This window comes from Pseudomonas sp. NFX15, from assembly GCF_049132105.1.
In the GTDB taxonomy this organism is placed as follows: domain Bacteria; phylum Pseudomonadota; class Gammaproteobacteria; order Pseudomonadales; family Pseudomonadaceae; genus Aquipseudomonas.
On the sequence record NZ_JAFMPV010000001.1, the window covers coordinates 378,940 to 397,380 of the forward strand.

Here is an 18,441-nt window from a genome sequence, read left to right on the forward strand (position 1 = left end):
TTGATCCAATTTTCTGACATGTTTTCGCGCAAAGTCCTACATTCCGCTGCGCCTGCGTAAAGCCGCGGGTTATCCTTGCTGGCCGGCGTCGCATGCTTTTTTGCATCGCATCGGGAACTTGTCGGGATCCGCCACTTACTCATGCAAGAGGCCGGTGATTTGCAGTGTCCGGTATTGCCCATTTTTTCAGGAATTCCACTATGTCATCCGCCAACGCCTCCATCATTCTTGTCGTCGAAGACGATGCCATCGTGCGCATGCTGATCGTCGACGTACTGGATGAGTTGGAGTTCCAGGTGCTGGAGGCCGATGGCAGTGAACAGGCGCTGAAGATCCTCAAGGACACCCGCCAACACGTCGACCTGATGATGACCGATGTCGGGTTGCCGGGCATGGACGGCCGCGAGTTGGCCATTGAAGCGCGAAAATTGCGCCCGACCCTGCCGATCCTGTTTGCCAGCGGCTATGCCGAGAGCATCGACGTGCCCGAAGGCATGCACTTGATCGGCAAACCCTTCTCCATCGATCAGTTGCGCGACAAGGTCAAAGGCATTCTCGGGTGACCTGGCGGGTGGCTGTGGTTTAATGCGCGACTTTTTCGCCCCCAGCCTGTCTTCGCTCCAAGGAAACCCCGTACATGATTGAGCCCCGCGCAACCAAAGTCCTGGTCATTGGTTACGTCTGGCCCGAGCCCCGCTCCTCTGCTGCCAGCGGTCACGTGATGCAAATCCTCGAGGTTTTGCGGGCGCAAGGCTGGGACGTCACGTTCAGCAGCCCGGCAGGCTTCGGCGAGCAACGTGCCGACCTGACGGCGCTGGGGATTCGCGAAGTCCCTATCGAACTCAACAACAGCAGCTTCGACACCTTCATCAGTGAACTGGCGCCGGACATCGTGCTGTTCGATCAATTCATGATGGAAGAACAGTTCGGTTGGCGGGTCGAGAAGTATTGCCCCGACGCCTTGCGCGTACTCGAAAGTTGCGACCTGCAAAGCTTGAGGCATGCGCGGCATCAACGCCTCAAGGAACGCTTGAAGGCCAGCAACGACAACGATGACTTCAGCGACCTGTTTGCCCCGGCGTTGCGTGAAGAATTCGAACACATGGCCGATACCGACCTGGCGAAGCGCGAGATCGCTTCGTTCTATCGCTGTGATCTGACGCTGATGGTGTCTGAAGTGGAAATCGAACTGCTGGTCAAGCAGTTCGGGTTTGCTCGCCATCTGTTGCACTGGTGCCCGTTGATGGTCGATCTGCCACACCTGCCACCGGTGCCCTTCGAAGACCGCGCCCACTTTCTGCATATCGGTAACTTTCGCCATGCGCCCAACTGGGATGCGGTGCTCTGGCTGAAAACCGCGATATGGCCGCTGATTCGCGCACAACTGCCCGGCGCTCAGCTGCATATCTATGGTGCCTATACGCCCCCCAAGGCGACCGCCCTGCACAACCCGGCCCAGGGTTTTCATGTGATGAATTGGGCGCCGGACGCGCTGCAAGTGATGTCGGCAGCGCGGGTTTGCATGGCGCCGCTGCGTTTTGGCGCAGGCGTCAAAGGCAAGATTGTCGATGCCATGGTCTGTGGCACGCCCAATGTGACGACGCCCGTCGGTGCGGAAGCGATGCATGGCGAAGAAGCATGGCCCGGTGCAGTCACCCGTTCGGCCCGCGATTTCGCCGATCACGCCGTGCAACTGCACAACGAAAAGGCGCGTTGGCTGGACGCCCAGGCGCACGGGCAAACCCTGCTCGCCAACCGTTACCGCAAAACCGTGCATGGCCCGGCGCTGATCCAGCGCCTGATCGAATGCCAACGGGACCTTTCCAACATCCGGCGCGACAACTTCACCGGCAGCATGCTGCGTCATCACCAGCACAAAAGCACCCAGTACATGGCGCAGTGGATCGAGGCGAAAAATCGCTTGAATCAGGATTAAGCCGCCACGCTGCGCACTACATAGTTACCGCCATTGCGCTGCCCGACCGGCTAACCTTTGAGCTTCACACCCCACGGACGGGGTGATTCGCACAAGGAATGGCCATGACTGGCAACACGCGCGGCTTGCTCGACAAGCAAACCTGGATGAGCACCGCCCTCGACATCGACACACTCAAACTGACCGATATCGTCTGGCCTGGCGTGCACAACGCCGGCATGGACAAACAATCGCCCCACTACGACGCCGTGATTGGCAACTGGACAGCCTGTCAGAACGATACGTTTTCCTGGCAACTGGCCAACGGCGCCCGGGCCTTTGATATTCGCCTGGGCTACACGGCCGGGGCGGATCGTTCAGGCTTTTACTTTCACCACAACGGATACCGCTCGCACCGCGTCCTCGACGACCTGATCGATGCCCTGCTGCTGTTCCTGGAGCGTAATCCGGACGAGTTCATCGTGCTCGACTTCCATCAATTGGCGGACGGCGATAAACCTTTCGACGTTAAAAGGCTCAGTGACTGGTTGGTGCGACGGCTCGGGCTGCGCGCCGTACTGCCCGGTGCCGCACTCCAGACAATTGGCGAATTGAAACGTGCGAGCCAGCATCGCCGCGTGATCCTCGCGGCGCCCGCCATTGCGCAGCTCGATGGCGAGTTTTTCTGGCCGCGCATTGCGCACAAGTGGCGCGACAACACATTTTCCGACACGGCCGAACTGCATCGTTTCATTGCCAAAACCCTGGAAGACGCACCTTACGAAACCTTTCTCTGGTCACTGTCGGCCAACACCTACTCCCTGCTGGGTGGGCCCGGCCATATCAAGCGACAAATCAACGACTGGTTCAACACCACGGGAGACTGGGTCACGCGTTGCAGCATCATCAGTACCGATTTCTTCGACGAGTCGGACATCGTCCGATACTGCTGGAGCGCCACCAGCATGAAAGCGGTCTACGGTCGCGCCCTGCACGAACCGCTGCACCGGCGGTAGTAGCGCTATCCCTGCGCCGGCAGGCATGATCGGGGCGGGATAACAACAAAGCGCCCTGACATGACCCGCACCGCCCGAGTGACCGACCCTTCCTATGAACTGATGGACGACCACAATGGCTTGTCCATCATCTATCGCCAGCACGGTTTCCCCTGCCCGCTGGTGCGTTGGCATTTTCACAAGGAATACGAACTGCACCTGATCGTCGCCAGTTCCGGCAAGGTGTTCATCGGCGATTACATCGGCAACTTCTACCCGCAAACCCTGTTCCTGACCGGCCCCAACCTGCCCCACAACTGGATCAGCCAGGTGGCCGAGGACGAAGTGGTGCCCAAGCGCGACATGCTGGTCAATTTCACCGACGAGTTGTTCGACAGCGGCTTTCAGGTGTTCGCCGAACTCAAGACCCTGGCACCGCTGCTGGAGCGTGCACAGTACGGCATCGAGTTTCGCTGCAAGCACACCATCGCCCAGGCCATGGAGTTGATGCAGCGCATCGCCGACACCCGCGGCGTTACCCGCCTCGGGCACTTTTTCATCCTCCTGGAATTGCTCGCGGCCAGCGACGACTACCAACTGCTCTCCGGCGCCACCACCGCGCAACTGGCTGACGAGCACAACATCGACCGCACCAACCGTGCGGTCGACTACATCTTTGCCCACTACGCCCGGGAATTGCCCCTGGAAGAAGTCGCCGAGTACCTGGGCATGAAACCGACGTATTTCAGCCGCGTGTTCAAGCAGGCTACCGGGCGTAATTTCATCGAGTTCGTCAATCGCCTGCGTATCAGCAAGTCGTGCGAGCTGCTGGCCGATGGCGACAAACCGGTGACTGACGTGTGCTTCGAGTCGGGTTTCAACAATATTTCCAACTTCAACCGGCGCTTCCAGCAACTCAAGGGCATGACGCCTTCGCATTACCGGCGCCTGGTGGTGCAGCGCCTGACCGAGCAAAACCTCGGCTGACAAGAGGAGCTCCTGTAGGAGCCGGCTTGAAGTGGTCCAGTATTTTTCAACCTGACGCACCGCTTTCGCTGGCAAGCCAGCGCCTACAACGTACGTATACCGTCTTGAAACCTGTACGGAATTAGTCCCCCTCCCTGGCTGAAAAGCCCTTCCTTGCGTTCACCCGCCCAAACCTCAGTGCAAAAAAGTATCAATCGAAGTGCGATGGATGATTTGTTTCCCCCGGCATTGAGGGATGTAATCAGTGCACATTCTTCCTGCCGTCGCAAGACACAAAAACAATAACTGTCCTTCTGTAGCCCGCCGGGTGCAGAAAAGGAGTGCACGATGCAACCTTCGGTAAAAGCCCTGCTTGCCCTCACCTGGATGACCCTCAGCAGCGTCAGCCTTGGCGCCCAGACCCTGACCATCGCCACCGTCAACAACAGCGACATGATCCGCATGCAAAAGCTCTCGAAAACGTTCGAGGCCGAGCACCCGGACATCAAGCTCAATTGGGTGGTGCTCGAAGAAAACGTGCTGCGCCAGCGCCTGACCACCGACATCGCCACCCAGGGCGGGCAGTTCGACGTGCTGACCATTGGCATGTACGAAGCCGCACTCTGGGGCGCCAAGGGTTGGCTGGAGCCGATGAAGGATCTGCCGGCCAGTTACGCCCTCGACGATGTGTTCCCGTCGGTGCGCGAGGGCCTGTCGGTGAAGGGTTCGCTGTATGCCCTGCCGTTCTACGCCGAAAGCTCCATCACCTATTACCGCACCGACCTGTTCAAGGACGCCGGACTGACCATGCCCGAGCGCCCGACCTGGGAGCAGATCGGTGAGTTCGCCGCCAAACTCAACAAGCCCGGGCAGGAACAGTACGGCATTTGCCTCAGGGGCAAGGCCGGCTGGGGCGAGAACATGGCGCTGATCACCACCGTGGCCAATGCGTATGGCGCGCGCTGGTTCGATGAGAAGTGGCAGCCGGAATTCAACGGCCCCGAATGGAAGAACGCGCTTAACTTCTACGTCGACACCATGAAGAAATCCGGCCCGCCGGGCGCATCGAGCAATGGTTTTAACGAGAACCTGGCGCTGTTCAACAGCGGCAAGTGCGCGATCTGGGTCGATGCCAGCGTCGCCGGCTCGTTCGTCACCGACAAGACCCAGAGCAAGGTCGCCGACCACGTCGGCTTCACCTATGCGCCGCATCAGGTCACGGACAAAGGCTCGGCCTGGTTGTATTCCTGGGCCTTGGCGATTCCGACCAGCTCCAAGGCCAAGGACGCGGCGAAAACCTTCAGCGCCTGGGCCACCTCCAAGGAGTACGGGGAACTGGTGGCGAAAACCGACGGCATCGCCAACGTACCGCCAGGTACCCGGGCCTCGACCTACAGCGAGGCCTACATGAACGCCGCGCCGTTTGCCAAGGTCACGCTGGAGTCGCTCAAGGCTGCCGACCCAAGCAAGCCGGGCGCCCGACCGGTGCCGTACATCGGCATTCAACTGGTGACCATTCCCGAGTTCCAGGGCATTGGGACCCAGGTCGGCAAATCCTTTTCGGCGGCGTTGATCGGCCAGACCACGGTCGACCAGGCGTTGGCGGCGGCCCAGCAAACCACCGAACGCGAGATGAAGCGCGCGGGTTATCCCAAGTAACCCCGCTGCCCGCTCCTGCCTTCTGTAGGCGTGAGCCTGCTCGCGATGACCGGCACCCATTCAACATTGTGGGTGACTGATACACCGCGATCGCGAGCAGGCTCGCTTCTACAGTTGACCTTCGTTGCCTGTACACAATCGGTTTGACGCCATGAATACCTCAACTGCCAAAGCTCACCTGGACCTTGCCCAACCTGCGCGCAAAACCCGCGTGGCCAACCCCGGCTGGTTCCTGGTCAGCCCTTCGGTGCTCTTGCTGCTGCTGTGGATGATCGTGCCGCTGGGCATGACCGTCTACTTCTCGACCATCCGCTACAACTTGCTCAACCCCGGCGAAAATGAGTTCGTCGGCCTTGAGAACTTCACCTACTTCCTGACCGATTCGGGGTTCCTGCCCGGCGCCACCAACACGCTGTTGCTGGTGGGCAGCGTGCTGCTGATCAGCGTGGTGTTCGGTGTGCTGATCAGTGCGCTGCTGGAGGCCAGTGAGTTTTTTGGTCGCGGTATTGTGCGGGTGATGCTGATTTCGCCGTTTTTCATCATGCCCACCGTCGGCGCACTGATCTGGAAGAACCTGATTTTCCATCCGGTGTCGGGGATTCTCGCCTACGTCTGGAAGCTGTTCGGCGCGCAACCGGTGGACTGGCTGGCGCACTACCCGCTGCTGTCGATCATCATTATTGTCTCGTGGCAGTGGCTGCCCTTCGCGATCCTGATCCTGATGACCGCCATGCAGTCCCTCGACCAGGAACAAAAAGAAGCCGCGCGCCTGGACGGTGCGGGGCCGATTGCGATTTTCTGGCACCTGACCCTGCCGCATCTGGCGCGGCCGATTGCGGTGGTAGTGATGATCGAGACCATTTTCCTGCTGTCGGTGTTCGCCGAAATCTTCACCACCACCAACGGTGGCCCCGGCTACGCCTCGACCAACCTCGCCTACCTGATCTACAACCAGGCGCTGGTGCAGTTCGACGTCGGCATGGCCTCGGCCGGCGGGCTGATCGCCGTGGTCATCGCCAACATCGCCGCGATCATTCTGGTGCGGATGATCGGCAAAAACCTGACCGACAAAGCCTGAGGCCTGCCATGACTCTTCAACAATCCCGTCGTTTGCAAAGCCTGTTGCTCGGCACGTTGGCCTGGGCCATCGCGATCCTGGTGTTCTTCCCGATCTTCTGGATGGTGATGACCAGCTTCAAGACCGAAATCGATGCCTTCGCCACCCCGCCGCAGTTCATCTTCACGCCGACTCTTGAGAACTACCTGCACGTCAATGAGCGCAGCGATTACTTCAGCTTCGCCTGGAACTCGGTGGTGATTTCCTTCAGCGCAACCGCCCTGTGCCTGTTGATCGCAGTGCCGGCGGCGTATTCCATGGCGTTCTACGAAACCCAGCGCACCAAGGGCACGCTGTTGTGGATGCTCTCGACCAAGATGCTGCCGCCGGTGGGCGTGCTGATGCCGATCTACCTGCTGGCCAAGAGTTTCGGCCTGCTCGACACGCGTATCGCGCTGATCGTGATCTACACGCTGATCAACCTGCCGATCGTGGTCTGGATGATTTACACCTACTTCAAGGACATCCCCAAGGACATCCTCGAAGCCGCGCGCCTGGACGGTGCCACGCTGATGCAGGAAATGCTCCGGGTATTGCTGCCTATCGCCAAGGGTGGCCTGGCCTCCACGGTGCTGCTGTCGCTGATCCTGTGCTGGAACGAGGCGTTCTGGTCGCTGAACCTGACCTCGTCGAAAGCCGCACCGCTGACCGCGTTGATCGCCTCCTATTCGAGCCCCGAAGGTTTGTTCTGGGCCAAGTTGTCGGCCGTGTCGACCCTGGCCTGCGCACCGATCCTGATCTTCGGCTGGATCAGCCAGAAACAACTGGTGCGCGGCCTGTCGTTCGGCGCCGTGAAATGAATCCTCCCGAATCCCTGTAGGAGCGAGCCTGCTCGCGATGGACGTGAACGATAACGCTGGCTGTCAGGCAGAACGTGTCGTCTGTGAGTTTTTCGCGAGCAAGCTCGCTCCTACAGAAAAGCCTGACCGGTTCAATCTGAATAAAAACATGCGGAGACCCACCACCATGGCCAACCTGAAAATCAAGAATCTGCAAAAAGGCTTCGAAGGCTTCTCCATCATCAAGGGCATCGACCTGGAAGTGAACGACAAGGAATTCGTGGTCTTCGTTGGCCCCTCGGGCTGCGGCAAGTCCACGCTGCTGCGGCTGATCGCGGGGCTGGAGGAAGTCAGCGGTGGCACCATCGAACTCGATGGCCGCGACATCACCGAAGTCAGCCCGGCCAAACGCGACCTGGCCATGGTGTTCCAGACCTACGCCCTGTACCCGCACATGAGCGTGCGCAAGAACATGTCGTTCGCGTTGGACCTTGCCGGCGTGCCCAAAGCCGAAGTGGAAAAGAAGGTCGGCGAAGCGGCGCGCATCCTCGAACTGGGGCCGATGCTCGAGCGCAAGCCCAAGCAACTGTCTGGTGGCCAGCGCCAGCGCGTGGCGATTGGCCGGGCCATCGTGCGCAATCCGAAAATCTTCCTGTTCGACGAACCGCTGTCCAACCTCGACGCCGCCCTGCGCGTACAGATGCGCCTGGAACTACTGCGCCTGCACAAGGACTTGCAAGCCACGATGATCTACGTGACCCACGACCAGGTCGAAGCCATGACCATGGCCGACAAAGTCGTCGTCCTCAACGGCGGCCAGATCGAGCAAGTCGGCTCGCCGCTGGACCTCTATCACCAGCCGGCCAATCTGTTCGTCGCCGGCTTTCTCGGCACGCCGAAAATGGGCTTTCTCAAAGGCCAGGTCACCCGAGTCGACGGCCAGGGTTGCGACGTGCAACTGGACGCCGGCACCCGCATCACGCTCGCGTTGAGCAGCGCCAACCTGAGCGTCGGCAGCGCCGTGACGCTGGGTATTCGCCCGGAGCATCTGGAACTGGCCAAGCCCGGGGATTGCACCTTGCAAGTCACCGCCGATGTCAGCGAACGCCTGGGCAGCGACACCTTCTGCCACGTCCGTACGTCTTCCGGTGAAGCCCTGACGATGCGCGTTCGCGGCGACCTGGCCAGCCGCTACAGCGAAACCCTGAGCCTGCACCTGGTTGCACAACACTGCCATTTATTCGATGCCAACGGTGTGGCATTGACCCGCCCGCTGCGCGTTGCCGCCTGATTTGCGAGAGCCTGCGATGAAACTCAACACCACCAACCTCAATCGCCTCGCGTCCGAAGTGGCCCTGCCCACCTACGCGCTTGACGATACCCGCCAAGGCATCGCGCACATCGGTGTCGGCGGGTTCCACCGTGCCCATCAGGCGTATTACACCGACGCGTTGATGAACACCGGAGAAGGCCTGGACTGGGCCATCTGTGGCGTCGGTTTGCGCGCCGAGGACCGCCGTGCCCGTGACGACCTCAAGGATCAGGACCACCTGTTCACCCTGTTCGAACTCGGCGACAGCGACGATACGCAAGTGCGAGTGATCGGCGCCCTGCGCGACATGCTGCTGGCAGAAGACGGCGCCCAGGCGCTGATCGACAAACTCGCCAACCCCGAGATCCGCATCGTCTCGCTGACCATCACCGAAGGCGGCTATTGCATCGACGACAGCAACGGCGAGTTCATGGCGCACTTGCCGCAGATCCAGCATGACCTGGCGCACCCGGCTGCCCCGACCACGGTATTCGGTTTTCTCTGCGCTGCCCTGGCCAAACGCCGCGCCACCAACACGCCGGCCTTCACCCTGATGTCTTGCGATAACCTGCCGCACAATGGTGCCGTGACCCGTAAGGCGCTGCTCGCCTTCGCGGCGTTGCTGGATGGGACGCTCAGGGACTGGATCGACGCCAACGTCAGTTTCCCCAACGCCATGGTCGACCGCATCACGCCAATGACCAGCACCCGGCATCGTCTGCAACTGGCCGACAAGCATGGCGTGGACGACGCCTGGCCGGTGGTCTGCGAGCCCTTTGTGCAATGGGTGCTGGAAGACAAGTTCGTCAACGGGCGTCCGGCCTGGGAGAAGGTCGGCGTGCAGTTCACCGACGACGTCACGCCCTACGAAGACATGAAGATCAAGCTGCTCAACGGCAGCCATCTGGCGCTGACCTACCTGGGGTTCCTCAAGGGTTACCGCTTCGTCCACGAGACCATGAACGACCCGCTGTTCGTGCGCTACATGCGCACGTACATGGACCTGGACGTCACACCACAACTGGCGCCGGTGCCGGGCATCGACCTGACCGAGTACAAGAACACCCTGGTGGCGCGGTTCTCCAACCAGGCGATTGCCGATCAACTGGAACGTGTGTGCTCGGACGGCTCGTCGAAGTTTCCAAAGTTCACCGTGCCGACCATCAACCGCCTGATTGCCGATGGCCGCGAGACCAAGCGCGCAGCGTTGGTGGTGGCCGCGTGGGCCTTGTACCTCAAGGGTGTGGATGAGCAAGGCCGGACCTACTCAATCCCCGACCCCCGGGCAGCGTTCTGCCAGGCGCTGGTGGCCGATGATGTGCTGATTACCCAGCGTTTGCTAGCGGTCGAGGAGATTTTCGGGACGGCATTGGCGCGCTCACCGGCGTTTGTCGCAGCGTTCGAGTGGTGCTGCAACAGCTTGCGCGAAGTGGGGGTGTCGGGGACTTTGGAGCGGGTACTGGCGTAAGTCCCGCGGTGAACCGGCTGCCCTCTTCGCTACAAGGATACGCAATCCACTGTAGGCGCTGGCTTGCCAGCGAAGGCGGCCTGACAGTCAGCACAAATGTTCAATGTTCAATGAAATCGACCTGACGATCCAAGGACCTTGCATGACCACCCCACGACACTTCCTCGGCATCGACTGCGGCACCCAGGGCACCAAAGCCATCATTCTCGACGCGGCCAGTGGTGAAGTGCTCGGCCAGGGCGCGGCCGGCCACAGCCTGATCAGTGGCGCCAATGGCCGTCGCGAACAGGACACGCATCAATGGCTGGAAGCTTTCGCCACCGCCACCCGCCGCGCCTTGCTCGCCGCCAAAATCGATGGCCGGTCGATCCTCGGCATTGGCGTGTCCGGCCAGCAACATGGCCTGGTGCTGCTCGATGCCCAAGGCCAGGTGTTGCGCCCGGCCAAACTCTGGTGCGACACCGAAACCACGGCGCAAAACGACCACCTGTTGGCTCACCTGGGCGGCGAACAGGGTTCACTGGAACGCCTCGGCGTGGTCATCGCGCCGGGCTATACCGTGTCCAAGCTGTTATGGACCCAAGAGCAGCACCCCGACATGTTCGCCCGGATCGCCCGCATCCTGCTGCCCCACGACTACCTTAACCATTGGCTCACCGGCCGTAGTTGCAGCGAATACGGCGATGCCTCGGGCACCGGGTATTTCAACGTGCGCACACGCCAATGGGACGAGCAACTGCTGGAGCACATCGACCCCAGCGGACGCCTGCACGCTGCGTTGCCGGAACTGATCGAGGCCGACCAAACGGTCGGCACGATCCTGCCGGGAATCGCCGAACACCTGGGCATCAACCCGAGGGCATTGGTATCCAGTGGCGGCGGTGACAACATGATGGGCGCCATCGGCACGGGCAACATCCAGTCCGGTGTGATCACCATGAGCCTCGGCTCATCAGGCACGGTGTACGCCTATGCCGACCAGCCGACTGTCGCCGCAGACTGCGCAGTGGCTACATTCTGCTCGTCCAGCGGTGGCTGGCTGCCGTTGATCTGCACCATGAACCTGACAAACGCCACCGGGTTGATTCGCGATCTGCTGGACGTGGACATCGAGGCATTCAACGAACTGGTGGCCCAGGCACCGGTCGGTGCCGATGGTGTGTGCATGCTGCCGTTCTTCAACGGCGAGCGGGTGCCTGCCCTGCCCCATGCCAGCGGCAGCCTGTCGGGCCTGACCCTGACTAACCTGACCCGGTCCAATTTGTGCCGGGCGGTGGTTGAAGGCACGACATTCGGATTGCGCTACGGACTGGACCTGCTACGCCACAATGGCTTACAAAGCCGCAGCATTCGGCTGATTGGCGGTGGTTCGAAAAGTGCCGTGTGGCGGCAGATCGTCGCCGACATTATGAATACACCCGTGATTTGTACCGAACAAAGCGAGGCCGCAGCGCTGGGTGCGGCGATTCAGGCTGCATGGTGCGTCGCCCGGGCGGAGGGTCGCGAAGTCAGCCTGGCAGACTTGTGCCAGCGCTGCGTAAAACTCGACCCGGCCAGTGAAACCCTGCCCGTCGCCGAGCAGGTACAAGCCTGTCAGCAAGCTTATGAGCGTTATCAACAGCATGTCGCAAACCTTTGAAGAGTAAAAAATTATGTATCTGGTGTGTGGCGAAGCGCTGTTCGATTTTTTCAGTGAAGACGACGCCAACGGGCTCGCGTCGAAAATAAATTTCAAGGCCATTGCCGGTGGCTCGCCGTTCAACGTGGCAGTAGGATTGCGCCGCTTGGGCGTGGATTCTGCGCTGTTGGCCGGGCTATCCACCGACTACCTGGGCCGGCGCCTGTTGCAGGTGTTGCAAGATGAAGGTGTGCGCCAGGATTACTTGGTCGATTTCGCCGCGCCGACCACCCTGGCGATGGTCGCGGTTGGCGCCAATGGCTCGCCGCAGTACAGCTTCCGTGGTGAAGGCTGCGCCGATCGACAATTGCAACCGGAGCACCTGCCGACCCTCGGGCCAGAGGTGCGCGGCCTGCACATCGGCTCGTTTTCCCTGGTGGTGCAGCCGATTGCCGACACGCTGTTGGCCCTGGTACGCCGGGAAAGCGGCCAGCGCCTGATCAGCCTCGACCCGAACGTGCGCCTGAATCCCGAGCCGAACATTGAGCTGTGGCGCCAGCGCGTCGCGACGCTGGTGGAGTTGGCTGACCTGATCAAAGTCAGCGACGAGGACTTGCACCTGTTGTATCCCGGCCAGGACCCGGCGCAGGTGATCGAAGGCTGGTTGCAGCATCGTTGCCCGTTGGTGTTCCTGACCCGAGGTGGCGAAGGCGCGAGCGTGTTCAGTAGAGCCCATGGGGCGTGGTCTACGCCGGCGTGTGAAGTAAAAATCGCCGACACCGTGGGCGCGGGCGATACCTTCCAAGCGGCGTTGATTACCTGGTTGACCGAGCAGCAACTGGATTCGGTGGAATGCGTGCAGCAACTGGGGCGCGAACAGATCGACAGCCTCCTGAAATTCGCGGTTCAGGCTGCGGCATTGACGTGCAGCAAGACCGGGCCGGATTTGCCGTATCGGCAGCAACTGGATCTGCGCTGAGTTCACGGCCCCCTTCGCCGCCAAGCCAGCTCCTACAGGGATTTGCGTAACCCTGTAGGCGCTGGCTTGCCAGCGAAGAGGCCGGCACATTCAACGCAAATGTCCCCTTCAGGATCGCTTTCGCTGGCAAGCCATCCCGGACAGGAGTTTGCGACAGGCGGCGTTCAGCCGGGTTAACCCTCGCTTAACCGTGCGGTCCAACACTTCACTGGACCGCACGCCCTCAGACAGTTCTGACGACCAGTGCGGCAGGTTCGACAAGCGCCACATCGAACTGACTTTCCGTCCGCACCGGAGATCGCTGATGAACACTCGCACCCTGCTGGTAACCGCCCTCGCCTGCATTACCTTTGCCGGCCTGGCCCAGGCCAATGACACATCCACGTCCCAAGCCGTGCCCTACCACTACGGTATGCCACTGCATGTCAGCAAAGTGATTTCACTGTCCGAGCCTTCCACCCTGGAATGCAAAGTGGTGAAGGCCGACATGAAGTACATCGATGACACGGGCAAGGCCGCCGAAATTATCTACCGCAAACTGTCCGACGCTTGCACGAACCAAGGCTGACCGAAAAGTCTGAATCGGCACTCGGTGGTATGCCTTTGAGGGATCCGGCGCTATGCTCTAGCGCCTCCCTCACTGCCCGCAAGGATTCGCCATGCAGTTGTCGTTTCGCACCTTGTCCACCTTCACTGCCATCTTGTGTTGTGTACTGGCCCTGATCTGGGGGCTAGCACCACAAAAGTTGCTGGCATTCTGGGATATCGAGTTTTCATTCGCAGCTGGACTGATAGCACGCCGCACGGCTGTGCTGTTCGCGGCGCTGAGCGTGATTTTCTATCTGGTACGCAACCAGCCTCCCTGCGCAACGCGCCGGGCATTGAGCCATGGCTTCGTCGTCGGCTGCTGGGGATTGGCCGTACTGGGCTTCAGCGAATGGCTCAACGGCCACGTCGGGCCGGGCATTTTGCTGGCTGTGGGGGTTGAACTGGCGCTGGGCCTGGCGTTTTTCCAGACCCGGCGCGTGTCGGCGGAACTCGAGACCGCAGGCTAAATCGCTTTGCCGAGCATCGTATGCGGGTCGACCGCAAAGTGCTGTTGCCGGGTTCGCAGTTGGGCAATTAATTCGTTGATTTCCCGACAGCCATTGAGCCCGGAGGCATCAATGCCGCTAACCAAAAGTTCCAGTTGGTCGGTTTGCCCATCGGCGAAGACCTTGACGGTCATCGATAGATCCGGTGACAGCGTGCACACGCAACGTTTAGGTAGAAAACTGCTTTCGATGATGTTGCGAAGTTCCAAGGCAGATAAAAACATGGCGACCCTCTCCTTTTGTGAGACTGCCAAAGACGATCAACACTCGCTCATGTAAAAGCCGGCGAGTTTCAAGGACAGCTACAGCATAAAACATGCCCTGAATCTCGCCGTGCTGCTCATCGGCAAATCAAGGGTTTAGGTGCATCACCTGCGAGCACTGTCATGCACTTTGCAATAAAGTCCCTTGGCAGCCCTGCAAATTGCACGCCCGGCCCCGCCGGTTTGCATTCGCTGCACACGACAGTGAAAATGCCGCCATTCATTTTCAAGCAAGGAGGCACCATGGGCACATTGACTATTAATGCGGCACTCGGACTGTTCGCGTTCGGGCTGTCGGGGCTGGTACACGCCGCCAAACTCGAAGACACCGCACCTTATCCAAAGGCCGAAAACGGTTTTACCCGCCAGGTCATTCATCTGGCTCCGCAAGCCAGGGAAAACGATTTCCAGGTCGAGATTCTCGCTGGCAAGACCATGAAGTCCGACTGCAATCACCCACGCCTGGGCGGCATCCTCGAAGAAAAGAACCTTGAGGGCTGGGGTTATCCGTTCTATCGCCTGGAAAAGGTCATTGGCCCGATGAGCACGCTGATGGCCTGCCCGCAAGGCTCGAGCAAGCAGGATTTCGTACCGGTGGTCGGTGATGGCTTCCTGCTGCGCTACAACAGCAAGTTGCCGCTGGTGTTGTACGTGCCCAAGGACATTGAAGTGCGCTACCGGATCTGGTCGGCCTCCAAAAAAATCGAGAAAGCCGTCCAGGAATAACCGGCCATCACGCCGGGGCGCCACTCAATGCGGCGCGCTCGGCGACATGTCCCAGGCTAAGGATCTTTTTGATGCAGTGTTCAAGCAGGTTTTGCTGATCGCCGGGCAAGCGCTCCTCGTGCACCACCTTGTCGCCATCGAACTCCAGGCGAATCAGCTCCTGGCTGACAAGTATCGGGCAGACGTCAAGCCTGGCATTCATGGGATGTTTGAGCCGCCACCGCGAGGCGCGGGATTGGGAACGAATTTGGGCGGGCTGGCGGGGGCTGTCCGGTCCGGATAGCGATTGCCGATTCCACCGTTGTCCAGCGTCGGTGGTCGCGGCGCCGGTACGGTATTGGGTCCGCGTATGGCCGGGGCATTGGGTTGAGTGCCTTGCATGCTGTTAGGGTTGGCCCGGTGAATAGGGCTGTTGTAAGGATTGTTGTTGGTGCTGCCCGGCAGGTTCTGGGCCAATTGCAGCGCAGAAGAGGCATCGGCCAACGGCACCAGCAGGCCACTGAGGGCCAGTGTCAATGCGCCAAACAGGGATGGGTTCATGGGTAGCCTCTGTGCATTTGCGTGGACAAGGACTTCGATACCACGCTACGCCCGGCGTTCGGATTTGTTAACCAAAACCTTCCCGGCCGGCGGTAGCACGTGTTTGCTCCGGCCACGAAACCGCCACGCACACCACGGAAACTTTTGCTCGACGCCACAGGTCACCTGATCATCACTCGCGAGTAGACGACCATGGCACGGGCAATCTGGAAAGGCGCAATCAGCTTTGGACTGGTGCACATCCCCGTGGCGCTGGTCTCGGCCACCTCCTCCCAAGGCGTCGATTTCGACTGGCTCGACAGCCGCAGCATGGACCCGGTGGGTTACAAGCGCGTCAACAAGGTCACCGGTAAAGAGGTCACCAAAGAGAACATCGTCAAGGGCGTGCAGTACGAAAAGGGCCGCTACGTGGTACTCAGCGAGGAGGAAATCCGCTCCGCGCACCCGCTCTCGACCCAGACCATCGACATTTTCTCGTTTGTCGACGGCAAGCAGATTCCGTTGCAGAACATCGACACGCCTTACTACCTGGCACCCGACAAACGCGGCGGCAAGGTCTACGCCCTATTGCGCGAAACCCTGAGCAAAACCGGCAAGGTCGCCCTCGCCCACGTGGTCCTGCATACCCGACAGCACCTTGCGGCGCTGATGCCGCTGGAATCTGCACTGGTGCTGGTGATGCTGCGCTGGCCGGCCGAGGTGCGCAGCCTGGATGAACTGGCATTGGGCAGCGAAGTGACCAAACCCGAACTGGCCAAGGGCGAACTGGACATGGCCAAGCGCCTGGTACAGGACATGAGTGCCGAATGGACGCCGGACGACTACCGCGACGGTTTTGAAGACAAGATCATGGCCCTGGTGGAGAAAAAGGCCCATGAAGGCAAGATCGAAGACGTCGAGACCGCCACCGGTGAAGAGGAACGTAAAACTGCGGATGTCATTGACTTGACCGAGTTGCTCAAGCGCAGCCTTGGCAGCAAAGGGGCCAGCAAGGCACCGGCCAAGCCCAAGACGAGCAGTAAACCGGCGGCGAGGAAGAAAGTCAGTAAATAGGCGCAACTGTCTTCAATCACAGACACACCGCTTTCGCTGGCAAGCCAGCGCCTACACAGAACACGCCAAACCTGTAGGAGCGGGCTTGCCCGCGAAAAGGCCAGCCGCCCAACCACACGACTCAAATCAGAAAGAACACCACCAGCAGCCCGGCAAAGATCGACCATTTTTCGAGGTAGTAACGCGTGCGATTGCGTTTTTTCAGCGCTTTGCCGCGCAAGCGAACCTTGTAGATCCGGCTGAACAACCGATTGAGCCCACCGGTCCGGTCCCCGGCCTCGTTCGGTGCACCGGCCGCCGACATCACATGGCGGCTGAACCAGCGATTGAAGTCCGCCGCCCACTGGTACTTCATCGGCCGTTCGACGTCGCAGAACAAGATGATGCGATTGTGCGGCGTGGTGTTCTCGGCGTAATGAATGTAGGTCTCGTCGAACATCACCGCTTCACCGTCGCGCCAGTAGTAATCCTGGCCATCGACATTGATGTAGCAACCGGCATCGTTGGGCGTTTCCAGCCCGAGGTGAAAACGATAGGACCCGGCATACGGGTCGCGATGGCGCACCAGCCTGGAGCCGGGGGGCAACTCGGCGAACATCGCAGCCTTGACCGAACCGATGCCCTGCACCAGCTCGGTGGTGCGTGGGCACAACTTCATCGCCGACGGATGGCTATCGCCATACCACTTGAGATAGAAACGCTTCCAGCCTGTCTTGAAAAACGAGTTGAAACCGACGTCGTCGTATTGGCTAGAGCGCTTGATTTCCCCGGCGCGGAGCAGGTTCTGGCCTTCAGCGCGGATTTCTTCCCAATTCGCCTGCAACGGTGTCAGGTCGGGGAATTGGGTCGGGTCGAGATAAGGCTTGTTGGGGATTTTCGAAAATAGATAAAGAAAGCAATTGATCGGCGCCAGGAACGTCGAGTGGTCACTCAGCTGACGCCCCAGTTTATGGCGCACTTGGCCACGCAGATGAACATACGCAATGGAGACAACATAGATAGCGGCAATGATGATTTTCACGGCAATCGTCACAGGTCGAATGTAAACAAACTGCGCCCTTTTCCGGCAGGCCGGTCCCCGGGTCTTGCGCAGCGACTGAATTCGAAACAGCGGCCCCGTAGCGCCCTCAATCGGCCGACGGTTGGCCGTCCGGTGGATGGAGGCATTTTAGCCACAAGTTGTAACCAATAGTTAACCTGAAAGCAAAATCTGAATCCCGACTCCTTAGCTCAAAGTAAAAATTTCAATCTCACGCGCGTACTTTTCTGCCGAAAAAACCATGGCCGACTTCTTCAGCAGAATCGGCCAGTCGTGGACATTCAGTCTTGCAATTGATCACACCGAAAAGCCTTCAGTGCCACTGAGTGGAGTTGCAGGATGGAAGACTTGATGGGTTAACCACCATGCTGATGTTTGTATTTGTTCTTATGCTTGTGATCGGAATGATGGTCGTTATCGTCGGCCAGATTGTTGCCGACCGCACTGCCTGCCGCGCCGCCGAGCCCTGCGCCGATCAGACCGCCTGTGGAACCACCAAGACTGTTGCCGATCACCTGGCCACCCGCTGCCCCGAGACCTCCACCAATGGCTGATTCGGTCTTCTTACCACTCTTGGCCGTCATTGCGCCCCCGGCCGCGCCGCCGACACCGGCTCCGATCGCCGCGCCGGCGCTACCCCCGACAGCCTGACCGACAACACCGCCCAAGGCACCACCGAGACCTCCACCGACTGCTGTGTTCGTGGTTTCACCGGCGACGGCGTAATGAGAGACAAGAAAGCTAAACGCAACGACTGACAATGATTTACGCATCTAACAGACCTCCGGAAATTCACAAGAGCCGGAAAGTCTGTTTGCCCGAAAGAGTCAGGTCAATGTGTATTCAGCCGTGCATTAATCTGGATCAATAAATCGCCAAGTAGGATCACCGCTTGTCGAGCAACTACTCTAATTCTCG

At 59.9% G+C, this 18,441-nt stretch carries 20 protein-coding genes; 15 read left to right on the plus strand and 5 right to left on the minus strand.

Annotated features, from left to right (window positions below):
• Positions 1 to 200: 200 nt before the first annotated feature.
• From J1D76_RS01620 to J1D76_RS01680, 13 genes are all read left to right on the plus strand, one after another.
• Positions 201 to 563 (plus strand): response regulator, encoded by a 363-nt coding sequence (locus J1D76_RS01620; RefSeq protein ID WP_421136694.1) that lies wholly within the window; start codon positions 201 to 203, stop codon positions 561 to 563.
• A gap of 74 nt (positions 564 to 637) precedes the next feature.
• Positions 638 to 1,936 carry a glycosyltransferase gene (locus J1D76_RS01625; RefSeq protein ID WP_421136695.1) on the plus strand — a complete coding sequence of 433 codons (1,299 nt, stop codon included), beginning with the start codon at positions 638 to 640 and terminating at the stop codon, positions 1,934 to 1,936.
• A gap of 104 nt (positions 1,937 to 2,040) precedes the next feature.
• Positions 2,041 to 2,931: a phospholipase gene (locus tag J1D76_RS01630; RefSeq protein ID WP_421136696.1), complete on the plus strand. Its 891-nt coding sequence runs from the start codon at positions 2,041 to 2,043 to the stop codon at positions 2,929 to 2,931.
• Between the two features lie 60 nt (positions 2,932 to 2,991).
• Positions 2,992 to 3,897, plus strand: a complete 906-nt coding sequence (locus J1D76_RS01635; RefSeq protein WP_421136697.1) for an AraC family transcriptional regulator — start codon at positions 2,992 to 2,994, stop codon at positions 3,895 to 3,897.
• Between the two features lie 327 nt (positions 3,898 to 4,224).
• Complete coding sequence (locus tag J1D76_RS01640) at positions 4,225 to 5,535, plus strand: ABC transporter substrate-binding protein (protein ID WP_421136698.1); 1,311 nt, start codon at positions 4,225 to 4,227, stop codon at positions 5,533 to 5,535.
• Between the two features lie 151 nt (positions 5,536 to 5,686).
• Positions 5,687 to 6,613 carry a carbohydrate ABC transporter permease gene (locus tag J1D76_RS01645; RefSeq protein ID WP_421136699.1) on the plus strand — a complete coding sequence of 309 codons (927 nt, stop codon included), beginning with the start codon at positions 5,687 to 5,689 and terminating at the stop codon, positions 6,611 to 6,613.
• Between the two features lie 8 nt (positions 6,614 to 6,621).
• Complete coding sequence (locus J1D76_RS01650) at positions 6,622 to 7,452, plus strand: carbohydrate ABC transporter permease (RefSeq protein WP_421136700.1); 831 nt, start codon at positions 6,622 to 6,624, stop codon at positions 7,450 to 7,452.
• 166 nt (positions 7,453 to 7,618) lie between these two features.
• On the plus strand, positions 7,619 to 8,722 hold the full coding sequence (locus J1D76_RS01655) for an ABC transporter ATP-binding protein (RefSeq protein ID WP_421136701.1): 1,104 nt from the start codon (positions 7,619 to 7,621) through the stop codon (positions 8,720 to 8,722).
• Positions 8,723 to 8,738: 16 nt separating this feature from the next.
• Positions 8,739 to 10,211, plus strand: coding sequence for a mannitol dehydrogenase family protein (locus J1D76_RS01660; RefSeq protein ID WP_421136702.1), 1,473 nt, complete (start codon positions 8,739 to 8,741; stop codon positions 10,209 to 10,211).
• A 142-nt stretch (positions 10,212 to 10,353) separates the two neighbouring features.
• Complete coding sequence (xylB, locus tag J1D76_RS01665; protein ID WP_421136703.1) at positions 10,354 to 11,850, plus strand: xylulokinase; 1,497 nt, start codon at positions 10,354 to 10,356, stop codon at positions 11,848 to 11,850.
• Positions 11,851 to 11,863: 13 nt separating this feature from the next.
• Positions 11,864 to 12,808, plus strand: coding sequence for a carbohydrate kinase family protein (locus tag J1D76_RS01670; RefSeq protein ID WP_421136704.1), 945 nt, complete (start codon positions 11,864 to 11,866; stop codon positions 12,806 to 12,808).
• 304 nt (positions 12,809 to 13,112) lie between these two features.
• Positions 13,113 to 13,376, plus strand: a complete 264-nt coding sequence (locus J1D76_RS01675) for a DUF2790 domain-containing protein (RefSeq protein WP_421136705.1) — start codon at positions 13,113 to 13,115, stop codon at positions 13,374 to 13,376.
• A gap of 91 nt (positions 13,377 to 13,467) precedes the next feature.
• Positions 13,468 to 13,863 carry a hypothetical protein gene (locus J1D76_RS01680; RefSeq protein ID WP_421136706.1) on the plus strand — a complete coding sequence of 132 codons (396 nt, stop codon included), beginning with the start codon at positions 13,468 to 13,470 and terminating at the stop codon, positions 13,861 to 13,863.
• On the opposite strand, the gene J1D76_RS01685 is transcribed toward J1D76_RS01680, so the two are convergent.
• Entirely contained in the window at positions 13,860 to 14,126 is a 267-nt protein-coding gene (locus J1D76_RS01685) for a DUF1652 domain-containing protein (RefSeq protein WP_421136707.1), read from the minus strand. The genes J1D76_RS01680 and J1D76_RS01685 overlap by 4 nt on opposite strands.
• A gap of 282 nt (positions 14,127 to 14,408) precedes the next feature.
• On the opposite strand from J1D76_RS01685, the gene eco reads away from it, so the two are divergent.
• On the plus strand, positions 14,409 to 14,891 hold the full coding sequence (gene eco / locus J1D76_RS01690; RefSeq protein ID WP_421136708.1) for a serine protease inhibitor ecotin: 483 nt from the start codon (positions 14,409 to 14,411) through the stop codon (positions 14,889 to 14,891).
• 7 nt (positions 14,892 to 14,898) lie between these two features.
• Here eco and J1D76_RS01695 read toward each other — a convergent pair whose 3' ends face one another.
• Positions 14,899 to 15,093, minus strand: coding sequence for a hypothetical protein (locus J1D76_RS01695; protein ID WP_421136804.1), 195 nt, complete (start codon positions 15,091 to 15,093; stop codon positions 14,899 to 14,901).
• Positions 15,090 to 15,431, minus strand: coding sequence for a hypothetical protein (locus J1D76_RS01700; protein WP_421136709.1), 342 nt, complete (start codon positions 15,429 to 15,431; stop codon positions 15,090 to 15,092). The genes J1D76_RS01695 and J1D76_RS01700 overlap by 4 nt, the downstream gene beginning before the upstream one ends.
• A 192-nt stretch (positions 15,432 to 15,623) precedes the next feature.
• Between J1D76_RS01700 and J1D76_RS01705 the strand changes: the two genes are divergently transcribed.
• Positions 15,624 to 16,484, plus strand: a complete 861-nt coding sequence (locus J1D76_RS01705) for a Ku protein (RefSeq protein WP_421136710.1) — start codon at positions 15,624 to 15,626, stop codon at positions 16,482 to 16,484.
• 121 nt (positions 16,485 to 16,605) lie between these two features.
• On the opposite strand, the gene lpxO is transcribed toward J1D76_RS01705, so the two are convergent.
• Positions 16,606 to 17,505: a lipid A hydroxylase LpxO gene (gene lpxO / locus J1D76_RS01710; RefSeq protein ID WP_421136711.1), complete on the minus strand. Its 900-nt coding sequence runs from the start codon at positions 17,503 to 17,505 to the stop codon at positions 16,606 to 16,608.
• A 374-nt stretch (positions 17,506 to 17,879) separates the two neighbouring features.
• Positions 17,880 to 18,296: a glycine zipper domain-containing protein gene (locus J1D76_RS01715; protein ID WP_421136712.1), complete on the minus strand. Its 417-nt coding sequence runs from the start codon at positions 18,294 to 18,296 to the stop codon at positions 17,880 to 17,882.
• Positions 18,297 to 18,441: the final 145 nt, after the last annotated feature.